This window comes from Chloroflexota bacterium, assembly GCA_020850535.1.
In the GTDB taxonomy this organism is placed as follows: Bacteria; Chloroflexota; UBA6077; order UBA6077; family JACCZL01; genus JADZEM01.
The window spans coordinates 47,244-65,190 of record JADZEM010000166.1 but is presented as its reverse complement, the minus strand read 5'-3'; the positions used below and the strand labels follow the sequence as shown (position 1 = coordinate 65,190).

Below are 17,947 nucleotides of genomic sequence, written 5' to 3'. Positions count from 1 at the left end.
TGGCCTCAGGAGTCCCGGACGGTGGGCGTGGTGATCACGATCTTTCCGTTCATCGCGAGCCCGGTCCGCTCGGCGATCCGCAGGGCAATCGCCGCGACCTCCTCCGGCTTCTCGTAGCGCCCGAGCAGGCTCTCGGACATCCGTCGGCGGCCCATCTCTCCGGGCGGCAGCCCCTCGTAAGCGCCCCACTCCGGATCGATCTGCTTCCACATGCCCTCGAAGATGCTGCTTGGATAGATCGCCGTCGCGCAGATGCCCTGCTCGCCGTACGCTGCCGCCGTCGTCTTCATCAGGTGGGTCATCGCGGCCTTGCTCGCGCCGTAGGCCGGGAGCATCGGGCGGCCACGATCCGCCGCCCCCGAGCTGACGTTGACGATCAGCCCCTTGCGCCGGGCAACGGGGTGTGGCTCCTGGCCGAGCATCTGGCGCAGGGCCGCCTGGGTGCCGAACAACGCGCCTTCCACGTTCACGGCGAAGACGCGCCGCCAGTCTTCGGGCGAGATGTCGATCAGCGGGCCGATTGTCACGATGCCGGCGTTGTTCCAGAGCTGATCGAGCCGCCCGTAGGTGGCAGCCACGTCCTGCACCAGCGCCGTGACCTCGGCGGGGTTCGTGACGTCGAGCCGCCGCCCCTCCGCCGTGCCGCCGGCCGCGCGGATCTCGTCGGCGACGCGCGCCGCCCCAGCGCCGTCGATGTCCACCACCACGACCGTCGCCCCGCTGGCGGCGAGCGTCTTGCACAGCGCCGTGCCGATGCCGCCGGATCCCCCGGTCACGATGGCGATCTGCCCTTGTAGTTGCCCACTCATCCGTGGTCCCTCCCACGTCGAGGCTGGCCTGAGCGGCCACGACCTCGCGCATCGTCGTCGATTGCATGCTGCCACGCGCCGCGTGCCGGGATGTGCTGGCGCGCCATACCCCGTTCGTTTGCGAACAGGGCGCGGCGCAGTATGGCACGTTGCCAGTCGTGCCGCCCGCCCGCCACACTTCATCTCGTGCTCAGACTGGTTGAACTTGAAAAGAGCTACGGCTCCCGACCGATCCTCGACGCCGTCTCCCTGACCATCGCCAGCGGCGAGAAGATCGCCCTCGTCGGCGCGAACGGCGCCGGCAAGACGACGCTGCTCAAGATCGTCTGCGGCGAGGAAGAGCCAGATAACGGCGAGGTGCAGCTCGCGAACGGCTGGCAGATCGGGTATCTGCCGCAGGATGCCGGCGTGGTGGACGAGCGCACCCTCTGGGACGAGATGCTGGCCGCCCACGCCGACTTGCTGGCCCTCCAGCACGAGGCCACGGAGATCGAGCGGTCGCTCCACGTCGACCTGCCCGAGGAGGACCTGGGCCGGCTGGTAGACCGCCACGCCGAGGTGCTGGCGCGCTTCGAAGCACGCGGGGGGTACCGCGTCGAGGCGGAGATCCACAAGATCCTGGCCGGACTGGGGTTCGGCAAGAACGACCTCCACAAGCGGACCGACGAGTTCTCGGGCGGCTGGCGCACCCGCATCGCACTGGCGAAGCTGCTGGTGCGCGGGGCCGACCTGCTCCTGCTGGACGAGCCGACGAACCACCTGGATCTCGACGCGACGGAGTGGCTCGAAGGGTATCTGAAAGCCTCGGGTGCGTCGGCCATCGTGGTCTCGCACGACCGCTACTTTCTGGACCGGATGATCTCGCGGACCGTCGAACTGGAGCGCGGCAAGCTGGTGGAGTACGCCGGCAACTACTCCTACTACCTGGGGGAGAAGGAGCGGCGATTCCAGGCGGCCCAGACGGCCTACGAGCGCCAGCAGCGCGAGCTGAAGCGGCAGCAGGGGTTCATCGACCGATTCCGCGCCAAGGCGACCAAGGCGACCCAGGTCAAGAGCCGCGAGAAGGCGCTGGCCCGCGTCGAGCGCATCGAGGCTCCGCGCGCCGAGGCCCGTGGCATGGCGCTCAAGTTCCCGCCGGCCAAGCCGAGTCACCGCGAAGTCGTGACGATCCAGAACGTCGTCAAACGGTACGGCCCGAACACCGTCTTCGACGGGCTGGCGCTGACGCTGGAGCGAGGCGAGCGGCTGGCGCTCGTCGGCCCGAACGGGGCCGGCAAGAGCACGCTCCTCCGGATGCTGGCGGACGTGGAGCAGGCCGACCGTGGCACGCTGCTGCTCGGGGCTGGCGTGACGGTCGGGTACTACGCCCAGGATCAGACCGAGGTACTGGACGCGCGGCGGACGGTCCTCGAAGAGGCCTGGGCGGCCGCGCCGGCCGGCTGGGGCGAGTCGGCGATCCGCACGCTGCTGGGCCGGTTCTGCTTCACCGGCGACGACGCGCACAAGCCGATCGGCGTGCTCTCCGGCGGCGAGAAGGCGCGGCTGGCGATTGCCCGGCTGCTCTTGCAGCCGGCCAACCTGCTCCTGCTCGACGAGCCGACGAACCACCTGGACCTGGACTCACGCGAGGAGCTGGAGCGGGCCCTGCGTCAGTTCCAGGGGACGGTGGTCATGGCGAGCCACGACCGCTACTTCATGGACCGCGTGGCGACGAAGGTCGGCGAGGTGGGCGGCGGGCGGCTCCAGGTCTATCTGGGCGCGTACTCGTCGTACCGCGACCGGCGCATCGCCGCCGGCAGCTCCTCGACGCCGACGACGCCGCCACCCGAGCAAAAAGCCCTGGACGCCGCCGCCCGCGACGAGGCCGAGCGCGAGCGCGCCGAGCGGTCGGCTCGCCAGGAGGCTGAGCGGCGGCGAAAGCGTGGCCCGGCCGCCCAGGAGCGTGAGCTGAACCGCATCGAGACGGAGCTGGGCAAGGTGGCGGCGCGCAAGTCAGCCGTCGAGGAGATGCTGGCCGACCCGGCCCATTACGGCGAGCCGGGCGCGCTGGAGGCGTTGGCCGCCGAGCACGCCGACCTGGACGTACGCGTCGCGGAGTTGGAAGCGCGCTGGGAAGCCCTGGCCGCCGAGATCGAGCTGTCGGCGTAGCGTCCGGTCAGAGCCGCCGAACGACTACGTTCGAGACCGCACGTCGGATGTCGCCGGCTTCCCGACGTTGAACACGCCCCCGCCGATGGTCGGGCGTCGGACGCGCAGGTTGACGACGGTTGCGCGAACATCACCATCGTGAGCGCCGAGGTGCTGCGCCGGGCATCACATCGCAACACTCACATGCGTGTGTGCAGGCACGTGCACCACCCCCTCAACCAGGGACAGGTTGGAATCAACAGCGTTCTTGCTTTAGGGAGAGGGGGATGCTGGCTTCGGGGCCTCGGTTGGGCGGGCCGGCGCACGAACGATGTCAGCCACAGGCAGACGCATGCGAGGCCGCTCGATCTGATAGAGGACCTCGTTGTCAACGCGTACGATGCGCCATCCATCTTGGGTGATAGCACGCTGGAGGTCAGCTCAGACCACGCGTCCTTCCCCGGTGAGGGACACGGTACGCCGCTCATATACCAGATCAGGAACTATGGCGAGGCACACACCGATCAGCATGCCGGCCAGGAGCGTGAGCACCGTTCTCATACCGCGCGCATGGTAGCACGAGGCTCACAGGCTGACGAAGTCAAAGATGGCTTTCAAGTGGCGATCCAGCAGCGTCTGGCGCACCCAACTCGGCGCGAAGATGCCGCAGCGGTACCGGGACTTCTTGCTGTAGCTGCTCAGCGTCATGTAGGCCCGGAAGACGTCGGCCGGCACCTTGTTCAGTGGATCGGCCATGAGCTGCTCGCGCCGCTGGTGCGACTGGGGATCATGCCCGCAAGCAATCAGATGGGCTTGCATCGCATGAACCGCGGCGTAGAACGTCGCGGTGACGGCCCACTGCACGTGAGACGAGCTGCCCGCGTGATCGCGGAGCAGTTCGTCAGCGAAGTCCTGGTTGGCCCGCGCCTGGGCGCGGTGGGCGTCGGCGGCGGTGCTCACTCGCGGACGAAGATCACGTCGGCGTCAGATGGAATCACCTCGTCGCCCTCGTCGGTAAAGATGACGTGCAGTTCGGCCCCAAGCTGAACGTCATCGGATGCCAGGAGTCGGCGCCAGGCGTCGTACATGGCGTTCTGGCCGGCTTCGCTGTCGCTGTTGAGCTTGACCCAGTAGTGCAGCGTGCCGCGATCCATGTCGCAGGCGATCCGCTCGACCGTGGGGATAGAGCACAGCGTGCCAAAGAACCGGAGAAACGCTCGGGTTGCGGGAGAACGGTCGTGAATCAGCGAGTTGAACGGAGCTTCAACTACAGCCATGAGACGCCTCCTTTGACCTGGCGCGGGAGGAGGGAGGGCGCCGCCGTTCTGGACGAGAGTATCGGCGCCACGCGTGTCGTGCTACAGGCTACCACGAGGCATCCAGGGCAAGGTGTAATCCTGCTCACACCCGTCGACGGGAGGCTTCGTGAGAGGGGACGTTGGTTGGCAGCACTAGCAGCCGGCCACCAGGAGCGCACAGGGCGGCTGGTTCGTAGTAGAGGTCACGGTCGGGGTAGTGGTCGGCGTCGGGGTGGCCGTGTCGGTGGGCGTCAGGCGTCCCTCCGGCGTAGCTGTCGCTGTCGCTGTCGCCGTTGGCGTCGGGCCGCCATCGCGGCTGTCGTGGTCGTCGCGCGGCTTGTTGTTCGGCTGCGAGCCGGTCAGCGCCCCTTGATTGCCTGTGCCGCCGGCCTGGTTCCCGAAAACGCCGTTCGCCAGCACATTCCAGACATTCTCGCCGTTGGCCGACGCGCAGACGAGGTCGCCAGAGACTGACCACGTACAGACCTCGCCGTCCCGCATGAAGTAGCTGCTCGTCGGGAACATCACGTTCCCGTTGGAATCGATCAGGTACACCGTGACGTTGCCATCCTCGTCCACCCGGTGCCCGAGCGTCGTGCCGCGCACGTCGGTGACGGTCCCGTTCGCCTCGATGCGATAGGACGAGCCCGGCGTGGCCAGCGCGACGATCCGATGGACCGTGCTCCCAACCACATTCTTGATCAGGATCGTCTTCTCGCCGGCGCTGCCGGCCTGCATGTTCTGAATCACGATGGCCGTGTCAGCGCCCAGCTCGATCTCGCTGCCGTCGAAGAAGGTGACCAGCGCCGAGGAGCGCCCCACCGTGGCGACGGTATCCCCGACCCCCAGCACGAGGCCGCTCGACGCCGGCATCACCGCCGTGCCATCTGCCCGCGAGACACTGACCGTGCCACGCAGCACGGTGACCGTCGCGCCGGCAGCGACCTGCCCGAGCGCGAAGCTCGCCTGCCACAGCAGCCCGACGACGATGAGCGTCACGACCAGGAGCCGCGATGTTGGCCGTACGACCCCGTCCCAACGCCAGCCTGCCGGCATGCCCGTTACCTCCACTGCGCCGACGGCATGGCGCGACGCGCGGACGATACCAGGAGAAGTACTGAAACGACCACCGTCAGCGGGCAGGTCAGTGCGCGGCCTCCTCGCCGATCTTGGCAGCGGTCGGCGTCGGGCTGGGGCGGCGGTTGTCCAGCAGGCTGTAGAGCACGTAGATCGCGCCGAGGGTCATCACCGCCGCCGAGCTTGGCTCCATGATGATGGCCACCGTCGGGATGGTCAGCAGCACAACCGTCCAGCGGATCTCATCCGGCAGCTTGCGGATGGCCGGGACCAGCACGCGCGAGAGCTTGACGAACTTGACCCGGCAGACCATCAGTCCGGCCAGCCCCACGGTGAAGAACGCCAGGACCGGCCACGGCCAGTTGCCCGCCAGGTGCGCCTGATGGGCGATGGCCGCCATCAAACCGCCAGCCACCGTGATCGGCATGCCCCGGAAGTCGCGTCCGGACTCGGCCACGTTGAACAGCGCCAGCCGCCACGCGCCCGCCACCACGAACGACAGCGAGACCAGCCCGGCCGCGAGCGCTGACGGCGCGTTCAACGCCTGGTAGACCAGGAAAGCCGGGGCCACCCCGAACGAGACGAGATCGGCCAGCGAATCCAGCTCCTTGCCGAATGCGCTGCCGTGGCCGGCCATACGGGCCAGCGCACCGTCGAAGAAGTCCAGCACCATCGCCAGGAACATCAAGCTGACGGCCAGGTTGACCTGCCCTTCATGCAGGAGCAGCAGTACGGCGAACCCACAGCCCAGGTTCGTGAAGGTGACGACGTGGGCGGCGAGCCCGCCACGCTTCGCCACCCGCCGCTTCCAGCCCCGTCGCTCCATCACAAAGCCTCGCGCGTTCGGCGTCCAGCGCCGAAGCCGCGTCGGAACGGTCCACCCAAGCTTGCGCTTTCCGAGAGATCGTCGATTCATCGGTGGCCCCTCTCCGTATCTTACAGTGCCGGACACCGCGCGCACCGTCCCCGGAAGCTGCAACTCCGCGCGCAGCTACAGCCAGCGTGCGACGGGCGTCTTCCCTCCGACGACCTTCTGGCCCGCGGTGACGAACGGCACAGCCTCCCCCACGGGGACGTACAGATCGGTGCGCGAGCCGAACGTGATCATGCCGAGCTTCTGGCCGGCCAGCACCGACTCACCGGGGTGAACCCACCCGACGACGCGCCGGGCGATCAGCCCCGCCACCTGGACGACCACGATCCGGCCACGCGCCGTCTCAAGGCCGATCTCCCGGCGGCGGTTCTCGTGCGACCGCTCGAAGCTCATGGCGGGCGCGAAACCGGTGCCCAGCTCGCGCACCTCCACGATGTGGCCGGCCACCGGGCTGCGATTGACGTGGACGTTGAACACCGACAGGAAGATGCTGATCCGGTGGCAGGGCCGCCCCACGAACCAGGGGTCTTCGACGATATCCGTCCCGATGACGGTGCCGTCCGCCGGCGAGTAGAACGTGTCCGCCTCAGGATCGAGCGGGCGTGTCGGATCGCGGAAGAAGGAGGCGACCGCGCCGGCAGCCATCAGCGCCGCAAGGCCCGCCAGCGGCTTCCAGCGCCAGAGCGGCAGGGCCAGCAGCGCCAGCCCCAGGATGTACGGCCAGCCTTCCTTGAGGGTCGCGCCGACCGGCGGGTCAGCCGGCCGGTCGAACGAAAACAACGACATACCCACCTCAGTGCACACAATCGGCGCGGGGCCAGGGACGCATCGAAGGATACCGGCCGGGTCGATCCAGCGGCCCACCTTCGCCAGCGGTCAGCGGCGACGCGGCGTCGGCGTGGGGGTCGCTTGCGGCCCCGGCGCGAAGCGGTTGGACGGGGTCGGCTGAGCGCTCGGGCCGCTCACGCCACTCGGGCCGCTCGGGCCTTCGGGAGCGGGCGAGGGCGCAGGCGGCCGGGGTCCACCTACGGGCGGCACCAGCGACGGCGGCTGGCCGGCCGGCGGGGCGGGCGTCGGGCCGAACAGCGGCGGCATCAGCGAGGGCGGCAGCGGCCCCGGCGAGCCGGCCGGGACCGGCGAGGATGGCGCTGCGCCCACCGTGACCGGGCTGGCCGCCTGGATGCTGTTGCCGACGCTGTCGTAGACGGTCAGGCGCAGGGTGTACCGCCCGGACGGGAAACTGGCCGTGTTCCAGACGCCGAGCAGCGCCCGGTCCACGCCCTCGGTGCGACCATCGGTGATCTTCGACCAGACGGACGGGTTGGGGCCAGCCCCAACCTCAAGGTCGAGGTGGTGGAAGTCGTCCAGCATCGCCGAGCCGACCACCTGGACCGTGCCGGAGACTGGCGTCTCGGTCACGGGGCCGTCGATCTTCGCGACCTGCACGCCCCTGTACACGTCGTCGCAGCGCTGGCTCGGCGGCGCCGGGAAGCCGTTCTTCGGACCCCATTCAGAATCCGGCGCGGGAAACACCACGAAGACCTTTGACTCGCGGGCGTTCGCCGGCACGAGGTCAAACGCGAGCTTGCCATTCACCCGGCAGACTTCCACCCGTCGATACAGGTTGTCCGGCCGGTTCGGCAGGTTGGCCGGGGTGAAGAGGCCCTGAACGCGCTCGGGGCACTCCGGCGTAGGCAGCAGGCCGGACAGCTTGCAGACCTCCTGCTGCACCACGTCGGCCGGACGGTCGAACGGGCGGGCCGGGACGCCTTCGAGCGCCCCCTCCATGAAGGCGTGCCAGATGCGGCCGGCGCTGGCAGCGCTCTGGATGTCGCGCATCGGGGCGCCGTCGCTGTTGCCGACCCAGACGCCGGCCACCAGGTCTGGCGTGTAGCCGACCACCCACGAATCACGGTAGTCGTCGGTCGTGCCGGTCTTGGCAGCGGACGGCCGCGAGAGCTTCAGCGGGCTGTTCAGCCCGAACGTCTCGGCACGGGCCTCGTCGTCGCCCAGGATGTCGGTGATCAGGTAGGCGAGGCCAGCATCCACGACCGGCTGGGGCGTGGCCTTCTGCTGCTGATAGAGGACGGTCCCCGCGCCGTTGCGGATCTCCAGAATGGCGATTGGCTCGAACTGGCGCGAGGCCGGCGTCCGATCTCCCGTCCCGAGCGGCTGCCCGATCTGCCGGCCGTTGTAGGCGAACGGCGCATACGCGTAGGTCAGGTCGAGCAGGTTGACCTCGCCGCCGCCGAGCGTCACCGAGAGACCGTAGCGGGCCGGATCGCGCAGGCCGTTGACGCCCATCCGGTGGACCGTCGTCAGCATCGCGTCCATCCCGACGAATTCGAGCGCTTTGACGGCCGGGATGTTGAGAGACGCCGCCAGGGCGCGACGCACGCTGACCGGCCCGCGGAACTTCTGATCGTAGTTCAGCGGGGTATAGGCGCCGCCGAACGTGGTCGGCACGTCCATCACCATCGTCGAGGGCGCCCAGCCGCGCTGAAACGCCGTCAGGTAGGTGAACGGCTTGAGGGTCGATCCCGGTTGGCGATCCGCCAGCGCCACGTTGACCTGCCCGGAGATCGAGACATCGTCATAGTTGACGCTGCCGACCATCGCCAGGATCTCGCCCGAGTCCGGCTTGATGGCGACGAGGGCGGCGTTGTTGGCGTTGCGCTGCTTCAGCTCGGCGATCTGCTCGCGGGCCGCCTGCTCGGCCTTGCGCTGCAATCCGAGATCGAGCGACGTCCGGATCTGGAGCCCCTCGCGGAAGAGGGTGTCCGAGGAGTAGCTGCGCTCCAGCAGCTGCCGGATGAAGTTGACGAAGTGCGGCGCCTGGATCGGCCCGCTCTCACGGCGCGGCTGCAACGCAATCGGCTTGGCGCGAGCGGCATCGGCCTGCTCGCGGGTGACCATCCCGTGCCGAACCATCTGCTCCAGCACGTAGTCCTGGCGGCCACGGGCCGCCTGGGGGTTGACGTACGGATCGTAGCCGGAGGGGGCCTGCGGCAGCCCGGCGATGAAGGTCAGCTCGGCCAGGTCCAGCTCGGAGACGGAGCGCCCGAAGTAGGTCTGCGCGGCAGCCTCGACGCCGTACGCAAGGTTCCCGTAGTAGACCTCGTTGAGGTACAGCTCCAGGATCCGGTCCTTCGAGAAGCGGCGGCTGACCTCCCAGGCCAGGATCGCCTCTTTGATCTTGCGGTCCGGCGTCTGCTCGGGCGTCAGCAGCGTGTTCTTGACCAGCTGCTGGGTGATGGTGCTGGCCCCGGAGACGATCTCCCGCCCGCGCACGTTGAGGTAGAGCGCCCGCAGGATGGCGATCGGGTCGAAGCCGGGGTGCTGGTAGAAGTTGGCGTCCTCGGCGGCGATGGTGGCGTCGCGAAGGGCCTTCGGGATGCGGTCAATCGGCACGACGGTGCGCCGGCCGCCCTCGGGATCGGTGAACTCGCCCAGCAGCTCGTTGTTGCGGTCGAGGATGCGGGCGGTCTGGAAGACGCGACGCCTGTCGAGCTGGGTGTAGTCCGGCAGCTCTTTGGCGTAGTAGGCGTAGACGGCCACCACGCCGAGGAACCCGAGCGACGCTACCAGCACGAGCAGCAGCGCAGTCCAGAGGATGAAGCGCATAGGTGATCGGTCGCCTCATGCGAGCGTGGCGCGCCCGGATTGTACCAGGATGCCCTGGCCAGCCCCGGAAAACGGATTCATCTGAATCGACCAACGGTCATGCCAGAGCAATGCATGCGAGTTCCCCTGTCATCCTGAGCACAGCTCAGGATGACAGGGGAACTCGCATACTTCTCTGTGAATCTGCCGTCAGTCACGCTTCCGAGACGCTCCTCCCCCGCTCCCGCGCACAGGCCCGGTGGCCCGACTGCGTCGGAGGGTAAGGGCCGCATCGTAAGCCGCGGCGGCTGGCGTCAGGCAACCGTCCACAGGCGCGGCTTCGGCACCGAGCCAAGCTGCTCGGCCGTCCAGGCGTCCAGCCAGTCGTGGTCGGTGCCGCCCTCGTGCGACAGCTCGTAGAAGTCGACGGGCCCAGTTGGAGCGCTCGTCAGCGGCTTCAGCCACTCGTACCCTGAGAGGCCAGCCCCGCCGATGCTGAAGACCGTCCGGCCCGTGATGGCTGGCGCGTGGCTGCTCGCCTCGAAGTACGAGAGCGTGCGGGCGACGGCCTCCTCCTGCTCGGGATAGGCGCGCAGGTAGTCGTTGATCTCCTCGATGGGATACTCGTCGCTGCGCCGCCGCACCTCCATCAGCCGGTGGAACAGCATGCCAGACGCCTGCACAGCGGTGAAGCCGGGCCGGCGGGCTGCCGTCATCAACGCGAGGCCGCCCCCGACGATCCCGACCTTGTGCTTGTCCACCTCCGGCCGCGAGAGCAGGAACTCCGCGCCGCGCAGACAGTCCGCCACGATGCCCCGGAAGATGTAGCGGTTTGGATCGTCGATGCCGAGCGTCAGCAGCCCGGGAAAGGCCGCCGCGAACGGCTGGTCGGCCAGCCGCTGCCCCCGGTGCATCAGCACCAGCGTCACGTAGCGCTGGCGGTCGTCCAGGTGCGGCAGGTGGTTGACGCTGCCGTACCCCGGCGCGACAAGCAGGCCCGGCCATGGCCCCTGGCCGTTCGGGATGCTCAGGTAGCCAAAGATGCGGTACGGGCCGATGCTGGTGAGCTTCACGCCGTAGACGGTCGAGTGCTCGTCGGAGGGCAGGGCCAGCCGTTCGAGCGTCGGCGCGGCGGGGTACTGGGCCAGTTTGGCGTCAACCGCTGCCCAGTACGCATCGAAGTCGGACGGGCGTGGCATCGTCGTCTGCGTCATCATCGCCTCTCCTATCCGACCGTCGGCTGCGCGTGGCGCGAGGTTGGCGCGGGCTTCAGGTGCTTCGCCAGGAACGCCTCGACCTTCGGCATGACCCAGTGGCGGCCGGCGTCGTGGGCCGAGCGCGGCTGGGCGTGGAACTCCAGCGGGCAGGTCAGGGCGTTCTTGAGCGCGTAGCCGGTCTCCGGCGGGCAGACATCGTCGTTGAGGCCGATGTAGACCATCATCGGGGCGGTGATCCACGGCGCGAAGTTGATCCCGTCAAAGTAGGCGACCGTGTCGCGCATCTGCTGCTCGCGGTCGGGATACAGACGCAGGTAGTCGTTCATCTCCTGGTACGGCCAGGAGTTGGTCAGACTGGCGGCGTCCATGAACCCGCACAGGTACGGCGCGCCGGCCGCGCCGCAGGTGATGACGTCCCGCCGCAGCGCTGCCGTGGTGATCGTCAGCGCGCCGCCCTGGCTGCTGCCGTGCACGCCGATCCGCGCGGGGTCGACCTCGGGCCGCGTCAGCACGAAGTCCACCGCCCGGCAGGCGTCCACGTAGAATCCCCGGTAGCTGTAGGTGTGACGGTCCACGATGTTGTTGACCAGCAGCCCCGGGTAGCCGGGGTTGAAGTGTCGATTCGAGCGCAGCTTGCCGCGCGGCGCGACGCCGACCGCCGCGTACCCCATCTTGGCCCAGGACTTCGGCAGCGTCGGCTCGGAGACGTAGCCCGGGACGATCAGCAGCGCCGGATACGGCGGCGCGATGTAGCCTTCCTTCGGGCGGCAGTACCACCCGGCGATCCGCAGCCCATCCAGGCTGTCGTACCCGATCTCGTAGACGTCAACCTCGTCGGTGGAGCGCATCGGGATGTGCTCCATCGACGGGTTGAGCGGGAGTGCGTTGGCCTCGGCCATGATGGCCGCCCAGAAGTCGTCAAAGTCGGGTGGGCGCACCACGGACGTGCCGAACTGGTCCGCCGGTTTCCGCGCAGCTGCCATAGGTTGATCCCTTCTGCTGTAGCGATGACGCAACGAAGTGCCCGTCATCCCGACCGCGGCGAGGAACGAGCGAAGCGGAGGGATCTTCCTCAGTCTGCTCGCACGAAGAAGAAGAAGATCCCTCGACTTCGTTCGCAAGCTCACTCTGCTCGGGATGACGGTGGAGGGTCGGTGGTCCCCGCGGTTGAGATGGCGGAGGTGTGGTGTTGTCCCTTCGCAGGTGACCGCCCGATTCAGGGGGAGCGCGATCTTTGCTACGTGCTCGCCACGGCGATCGCCTGCGGCAGCCGCGCCAGGATCGCCCCCCGCAGCGAGTCTGCCACGATCCGCTCTTCGCCGGGCTGCATCGTCTGGGTGTTGATGCAGATGCTGTTCGGCTTCGCCGTCGGCCCCGTCGGCTCGAACAGGAAGATGCGCGGGTCGTGCTCCTCCATGTCGAGCACCAGCCGGTGCGCGTCGATGCCGCTCTCCGGCGTGAAGATCAGCTCGACGCGCGGGACCGGGTGCTCGCGGCCGTCGTAGATGTACGACGAGGTGACGCCGGGGAAATCGTTCAGCCGCTCCAGCATGTACTCGGCTTGCGCCTGCCAGCCGGCCATGTCGGCGGCGTGATCGCGCGCCAGGTAGTTCTCGATGGCGACGATCAGCCCGACGATGTCCTCCTTGGCCGCCTTCGCCGCCCGCCCGACGCTGTGATACGGGCTGCCGTTCAACCGGGCCGCGCGGATCAGGTCGGCCCGGCCCGCCAGGATGCCGGACGACTGCGGCCCCATCAGGCCCTTGCCGCCGCTGTACGTCACGAGGTCCGCGCCCTCGCCGATGTACGTGTTCAGGTTCTCGGCGGGCGGCAGCATCGCGGCGGCGTCCACCAGGACCGGGACATCGTGGGCATGCGCGATCTCGCACGTCCTCTTGAGCGGCAGCGCGCCCTGCCCGGCCCACGGCGACATCAGGTACACGACCAGCGCCGTCCGCTCGTTGATGGCGGACTCCAGTTGATACGGCAGCGCCGAGCCGCCGTACCCGATGTCCACAATGGTGGCGCCGGCCGCCCGCACACCGTGGTCGTAGCCGTTGCGGTGCGCCCGGTGCATGATCGCCTCGTGCTTCATGCCCGTGGTATCCGGCAACCGCGCGATCTTCGCCGGGTCCGTGCCGGCCAGGATCGCCGCCGTCCCGATCAGCAGGCCGGCCTCCGCGCCGCCGACCACCAGCCCGGCCTCGGCGCCTGTCGCCCGCGCGATGACCTCGCTGGCCTTGTCCTGCAGCTCATCCAGCACCACGTAGGCGCCGGCCGCCGCCTGCATCGCTTCGACGACGTCGGTGCGCATCAGCGTGCCGCCCAGCCGGGTGTGCGTGCCTCGGGCGTTGATGATCGGGCGCAACCCGAGACGCCGATAGATGTCAGCCACGTTGCTCCCCCTTCCGATTGCTGTGTCAGTATCAGGTTGCGAGACTGAAGAAGACCTCACCGGACGTGCTGCGGGTCCAGCGCGTCGCGCAGCCCGTCCCCGATGAAGTTGATCGAGAGCACGGCCAGCGCGATCATCGTGCCCGGCGGGATCCACAGCCACGGCATCGACTCCAGCACCGTCAAGGACTGTGCGTCCGTCAGCATGTTGCCCCAACTGGGCGTCGGCGGCTGCACGCCCAGCCCCAGGAAGCTGAGACCGGCCTCCAACAGGATTGCGTTCGCCATGCCGAACGTCGCCGCGACGATCACCGGGGCCACCGCGTTCGGCAGGATGTGCCGGAAGATGATCCGGCTGTTCGGGACGCCGATGGTCCGGCTCGCCAGCACGAACTCGCGCTCGCGCAGGGAGAGGAACAGCGCCCGCACGATCCGGGCGATGGGCGGCCACCCCAGTAAGCCGATCACCAGCATGATGTTGTAGATGCTCGGGCCGAGCACCGAGACGACGGTGATGATCAGGATCAGCGAGGGGAACGAGAGCACCACGTCCGCGAGGCGCATGACGATCGAGTCGGTCAGCCCGCCGTAGAAGCCGGAGATCGATCCGAGCAGCACGCCGATGACGGTGTAGATGGCGACCGCCACCACCCCGACGGACAGTGAGACCTGCCCGGCGTGCAGCAGCCGGCTGAGCACGTCGCGCCCGGAGGAGTCCGTCCCGAGGACGTGCGCCGCGCTCGGCCCCTGGCGATACGAGCTGATGTCTACCTTATACGGATCGTTGCCGAGCGAGAACACGGGCGCGGCAACGGCCAGGATCGTCAGCAGCAGCAGGATCATCGCGCCGGCCAGCGCCACACGGTGCCGGCGGAACCGCTGCCAGACACCGGGCCGGCGTCGGACACCGGGCGTCGGCACGCCGTTGACGGGTGCAGCAGCACCCGCACCGGGCTGCTGCCGCACCGAGATGCTCGAATCCGTCATGTTCTCACTCGCCTCACGCTGGTGAGTTGAACCATGAGCCGGCTTGAAGTGGTCATGAGTACTTGATGCGCGGATCGATCAGCGCGTAGATCAGGTCCGCAAGCAGATTGCTCATCAGGATGGTCACGGCGCTGATCAGGTTGATCGCCATGATGACCGGGTAGTCGCGGGCGCGGACCGCCGTGATCGCCAGCGTCCCCATGCCCGGCCACGCGAAGATCGCCTCGACGATGACCGTCCCACCCAGCAGGCGCGGCAGGTTCAGGGCGATGACCGTCACCAGCGGGATCAGGGCATTCCGCAACGCGTGCTGGTAGATGACGGTCCGCTCGCGGAGGCCCTTGGCGTGGGCGGTACGGACGTAGTCCTGCCGGATCACCTCCAGCATGCTCGAGCGGGTGTAGCGGATCAGCGGCGCGGCCTCGGCCAGCCCCAGCACGAAGGCCGGCAGGATCAGGTGCCAGAGCGCATCGGCAAGGGTGGGATCCTGCCCGACGGTCACCATGCCGCCGGCCGGCAGGATTGGCAGCTTCAACGCGAACAGGTAGATGCCTCCGAGCGACAGGAAGAACGACGGCACCGAGATCGCCGCGAACCCGAGGACCGTCGCGCCGTAGTCCAGCAGCGAGTACTGCCGCAGCGCCGACATCACCCCGACGGGGATCGCGATGATGATGGCGATGAGCTGGGCGGTCAGCATCAGCCGGAGGGTCGGCCAGAGGCGCTCGCCGATCTTGGTGGAGATCGGCTGGCGGTCCTGGAACGAGAAGCCCAGGTTGCCCTGGACGGCCTCCTTGAGCCAGATGCCGTACCGCACCAGGATCGGCTGGTTCAGCCCCAATGCCTCGCGCTGCTGCGCCAGGAACTCCGGCCCGAGGGCGGCCACCTGCTCTGGATTGACGAGCGCGTCCACCGGATCGCCGGGCGCCAGGCTGATGACCACGTAGACCACCAGCGTGATGCCCAGCAGGACCGGCACACTGACCATGAGCCGTTGCAGCAGATACTGTCCCATCAGTCAGGCCGCTCCGAGCCCGCGCGGGGACGGGTACGCCCCGCCCCCTGGCCGACTCCGATCACCCGGCCACCGTCCACTCGTCGGCGTTCCACATGTTGTGCGTGGCGTAGCTCGGCGGCTTGAACCCGACGAGCTTCTTGCTGTGCGCGAAGATCGAGTTCGGGGACCAGAGGTAGATCCAGGGCACGTCGTCGTTCAGAATCTGGGCGGCCTCGGTGTAGATCTTCTTCCGCTGCGCCTGATCCGTCGTGGCGCGGCCAGCCGGGAACAGCTCGTCCAGGCGGGTGTTGGTGTAGTGGCCGTAGTTCCCGCCGACCGGCACGAAGTTGGAGGTCTCCATATACTTGCCGGAGACGTTCGGGTCCTGCCGGAAGATGCCGCCGCCGATCTGGCCGATGTCGAACTCGCCGGCGTTGCGGCGGCGGGTGTACTCCGTCGCCTCGGCCGGGATGATCTCCATCGTGATGCCGACCTCCTTGAACTGCTGCTGGATGATCGGCATGTAGGCGTCGCGCTCCTTGGTCCCGGGCACGTAGACGGCCTGGAGCGAGCGGCCGCTGTCCCAACTGGCGGCCTTCAGCAGCTCCTTCGCCTTGCCTGGATCGAACTTGTACGGGTTCAGCTCCAGGTTGCCCATCCAGTCCGGGCCGATGATCGTCTGGTTGACGACCTGCGCCTCGCCCTGGTAGATCGCCTTGACGACGGCCTCGCGGTCCAGCGCGTACAGCATGGCCTGGCGGACCCGCTTGTCCTTGAGGTAGTCCTTGCGGACGTTGATCGCCAGGAAGTCGATGCTGGGGCTGGGCACGCTGACGACGGTGACGTTCGACACCTTCTTCAGCCGCTCCATCTCGGAGGTCGGCACGATCATCAGGTCAAGCTCGCCGCGCTCCATCTGCGCGATGGCCGCGTCCGCCGCCAGCAGCTTGAAGAAGATCCGGTCGAGCTTCGCCTTCGGGCCGCCGGTGTAGTTGTCGTTCCGCTTGATCTCGAGGTACTGATCCGTCTCATACTTGACGAACTGGAATGCGCCGGCCGAGACGTTCGGGTTGAGCGAGAACGGGTGCTTCTGAAGCTGATCGGGCGCAACGTCCTTGAGGACGTGGGCCGGCAGGATGCTCAGGCCGGAGAAGTCGCCGAGGGTGAGCAGGAACGTCGAGTCGGCCTTCCGGAGCGTGATCTTGATGGTCGAGTCGTCGGGCGCCTGGACGCCGGAGACGCCGTCCATCTTGGTGTCGCCGTACTCCGTCGCCCCCTCGATGTCCACCAGCCGGCCGCGCCAGTAGGTCGCCGCCCGCTTGTCGATGGCCCGCTCCAGCGTGAACTTCACGTCCTGGGCGGTGAGCGGCTTCCCATCCGAGAAGGTGATGCCCTTCTTCAGCGTGAAGGTGTAGGTCTTCGCATCTGGTGAGACGTCGATCTTCTCGGCGAGGTCCGGGACCGCTTCGAGCTTATCGTTGATGCGGACCAGCGCCCCGAACATCAGCCGCTCGACGCCCTGCTCCGAGCCGGCCGTCGAGTAGAGCGTGTTGAAGGTGACTGGCTTGGTCCAGTGGACGCTGATCTGGCCGCCGCTCGCGCCGCCGGCTGCCGCTGGCTTCGCCGCTTCGGCCGGCTTGGCAGCCGCCGCCGGCGCGGGGGCCGTGGTCGGCGCTGGCGCGGCTGGCGCGGCCGGTGCGGCTGGCTTCGCCGCCTCGGCAGGCTTGGACTCGGCCGGCTTCGTCTCGGCGGGCTTGGCCGGGGCTGGCGCAGCCTGCTGGCCGCACGCGGCCAGCACGCCGCTGAGGGCCGTCGCGCCCGCGCCCGTAACCAGCGCCCGCAGCAGGGTGCGGCGACTCATGCCGCGCGAGAGGACGCCATCGTCCGGTCGGTCGAGGTGCTGGTGCTTGCTCATCGTTCCTCGTGCTCCTCTGGGGTGGCTGGGGTCAGGCGAAGCCTGACGTGCTCGGCTGAACAGCGGCGCCACGCGAGACGGGGGAAGGGAGCGGCGCGGGCCTTACGGCCGGAGTCTGGCTAGGGTAGCCGGGTTGGATACGATTGTCATTCGGCCTGGCCGCGGGCAGGGCGAACGGTCGGTCGGCAGGACGAAGGGCCGCGCGGAGCGCCCGGCGCGCCTCCTTCGCCGCGTACCGTGACCCCGCGCCGCCACGCCAGGGGTGGCAAGGTGCCGGCATTCTACACGGATGGTCACGCTGGTGCTGCAGCGTGCAGCACAAGACGCTCGGGTGGGGGGTTGTGCACGATATCGATGCTGGGTCAGGCCGGCACGGGGCCGCTCGATCGACTCACCGGCGCACCCGGCCACACGCGCACCGGCGACAACTCGACCATCGCGATGATGCGAGCCGCAGGGCGGAACCTTCACCAACGTGCATGGCCTGTTCCGAAGATCGCTCGCCGATGGCCCATCGCCGGATGCGGCCCCAGCATCGGATTTGACAGCATCTCAAGACGCCCGCTACGATCCCGGCGACCGCGGAGACGGCGCATCGCGGGCGCACACGAGGAACACTGGCTTCCTGGATTGCTGTCACAAAGGTGCT

Annotated in this window: 14 protein-coding genes; 1 reads left to right on the top strand and 13 read right to left on the bottom strand. The window is 68.4% G+C overall.

Annotated features, from left to right (window positions below):
* Positions 1-5 precede the first annotated feature (5 nt).
* A complete protein-coding gene (locus IT306_23965; GenBank protein MCC7371497.1) occupies positions 6-809 on the bottom strand; it encodes an SDR family oxidoreductase in 804 nt (267 codons plus the stop codon).
* A gap of 186 nt (positions 810-995) precedes the next feature.
* Between IT306_23965 and IT306_23960 the strand changes: the two genes are divergently transcribed.
* Complete coding sequence (locus IT306_23960; GenBank protein ID MCC7371496.1) at positions 996-2,957, top strand: ABC-F family ATP-binding cassette domain-containing protein; 1,962 nt, start codon at positions 996-998, stop codon at positions 2,955-2,957.
* A 564-nt stretch (positions 2,958-3,521) separates the two neighbouring features.
* Here IT306_23960 and IT306_23955 read toward each other — a convergent pair.
* The 12 genes from IT306_23955 to IT306_23900 form a co-directional block, all read right to left on the bottom strand.
* The gene (locus IT306_23955; GenBank protein MCC7371495.1) at positions 3,522-3,896 is read right to left on the bottom strand and encodes a hypothetical protein; all 375 of its coding nucleotides are present in this window, start codon (positions 3,894-3,896) and stop codon (positions 3,522-3,524) included.
* Positions 3,893-4,213, bottom strand: coding sequence for a hypothetical protein (locus tag IT306_23950; GenBank protein ID MCC7371494.1), 321 nt, complete (start codon positions 4,211-4,213; stop codon positions 3,893-3,895). Before IT306_23950 ends, IT306_23955 begins: the two co-directional genes overlap by 4 nt.
* Before the next feature lie 174 nt (positions 4,214-4,387).
* Positions 4,388-5,290, bottom strand: coding sequence for a FecR domain-containing protein (locus tag IT306_23945; GenBank protein ID MCC7371493.1), 903 nt, complete (start codon positions 5,288-5,290; stop codon positions 4,388-4,390).
* Between the two features lie 88 nt (positions 5,291-5,378).
* Positions 5,379-6,227, bottom strand: a complete 849-nt coding sequence (pssA, locus tag IT306_23940) for a CDP-diacylglycerol--serine O-phosphatidyltransferase (protein MCC7371492.1) — start codon at positions 6,225-6,227, stop codon at positions 5,379-5,381.
* A gap of 75 nt (positions 6,228-6,302) precedes the next feature.
* Positions 6,303-6,971, bottom strand: coding sequence for a phosphatidylserine decarboxylase family protein (locus tag IT306_23935; GenBank protein ID MCC7371491.1), 669 nt, complete (start codon positions 6,969-6,971; stop codon positions 6,303-6,305).
* Between the two features lie 90 nt (positions 6,972-7,061).
* Complete coding sequence (locus IT306_23930; protein MCC7371490.1) at positions 7,062-9,809, bottom strand: PBP1A family penicillin-binding protein; 2,748 nt, start codon at positions 9,807-9,809, stop codon at positions 7,062-7,064.
* A 293-nt stretch (positions 9,810-10,102) separates the two neighbouring features.
* Positions 10,103-11,005: an acetylxylan esterase gene (locus tag IT306_23925; protein ID MCC7371489.1), complete on the bottom strand. Its 903-nt coding sequence runs from the start codon at positions 11,003-11,005 to the stop codon at positions 10,103-10,105.
* Positions 11,006-11,013: 8 nt separating this feature from the next.
* Positions 11,014-11,988 carry an acetylxylan esterase gene (locus IT306_23920; protein MCC7371488.1) on the bottom strand — a complete coding sequence of 325 codons (975 nt, stop codon included), beginning with the start codon at positions 11,986-11,988 and terminating at the stop codon, positions 11,014-11,016.
* A 254-nt stretch (positions 11,989-12,242) separates the two neighbouring features.
* The gene (locus IT306_23915) at positions 12,243-13,400 is read right to left on the bottom strand and encodes an aminotransferase class V-fold PLP-dependent enzyme (GenBank protein MCC7371487.1); all 1,158 of its coding nucleotides are present in this window, start codon (positions 13,398-13,400) and stop codon (positions 12,243-12,245) included.
* A 56-nt stretch (positions 13,401-13,456) separates the two neighbouring features.
* Positions 13,457-14,386 carry an ABC transporter permease gene (locus tag IT306_23910; GenBank protein MCC7371486.1) on the bottom strand — a complete coding sequence of 310 codons (930 nt, stop codon included), beginning with the start codon at positions 14,384-14,386 and terminating at the stop codon, positions 13,457-13,459.
* A gap of 52 nt (positions 14,387-14,438) precedes the next feature.
* Positions 14,439-15,401, bottom strand: coding sequence for an ABC transporter permease (locus tag IT306_23905; GenBank protein ID MCC7371485.1), 963 nt, complete (start codon positions 15,399-15,401; stop codon positions 14,439-14,441).
* A gap of 61 nt (positions 15,402-15,462) precedes the next feature.
* Positions 15,463-17,298, bottom strand: coding sequence for an ABC transporter substrate-binding protein (locus IT306_23900; protein ID MCC7371484.1), 1,836 nt, complete (start codon positions 17,296-17,298; stop codon positions 15,463-15,465).
* Between the last annotated feature and the right edge of the window lie 649 nt (positions 17,299-17,947).

What these genes read in the sequence shown, in the direction of transcription:
- IT306_23965 (MCC7371497.1), bottom strand. Translation starts at nt 809, where the DNA reads ATGAGTGGGCAACTACAAGGGCAGATCGCCATCGTGACCGGGGGATCC.
- IT306_23950 (MCC7371494.1), bottom strand. Translation starts at nt 4,213, where the DNA reads ATGGCTGTAGTTGAAGCTCCGTTCAACTCGCTGATTCACGACCGTTCT.
- IT306_23945 (MCC7371493.1), bottom strand. Translation starts at nt 5,290, where the DNA reads ATGCCGGCAGGCTGGCGTTGGGACGGGGTCGTACGGCCAACATCGCGG.
- pssA (MCC7371492.1), bottom strand. Translation starts at nt 6,227, where the DNA reads ATGAATCGACGATCTCTCGGAAAGCGCAAGCTTGGGTGGACCGTTCCG.
- IT306_23935 (MCC7371491.1), bottom strand. Translation starts at nt 6,971, where the DNA reads ATGTCGTTGTTTTCGTTCGACCGGCCGGCTGACCCGCCGGTCGGCGCG.
- IT306_23930 (MCC7371490.1), bottom strand. Translation starts at nt 9,809, where the DNA reads ATGCGCTTCATCCTCTGGACTGCGCTGCTGCTCGTGCTGGTAGCGTCG.
- IT306_23925 (MCC7371489.1), bottom strand. Translation starts at nt 11,005, where the DNA reads ATGATGACGCAGACGACGATGCCACGCCCGTCCGACTTCGATGCGTAC.
- IT306_23920 (MCC7371488.1), bottom strand. Translation starts at nt 11,988, where the DNA reads ATGGCAGCTGCGCGGAAACCGGCGGACCAGTTCGGCACGTCCGTGGTG.
- IT306_23910 (MCC7371486.1), bottom strand. Translation starts at nt 14,386, where the DNA reads ATGACGGATTCGAGCATCTCGGTGCGGCAGCAGCCCGGTGCGGGTGCT.
- IT306_23905 (MCC7371485.1), bottom strand. Translation starts at nt 15,401, where the DNA reads ATGGGACAGTATCTGCTGCAACGGCTCATGGTCAGTGTGCCGGTCCTG.
- IT306_23900 (MCC7371484.1), bottom strand. Translation starts at nt 17,298, where the DNA reads ATGAGCAAGCACCAGCACCTCGACCGACCGGACGATGGCGTCCTCTCG.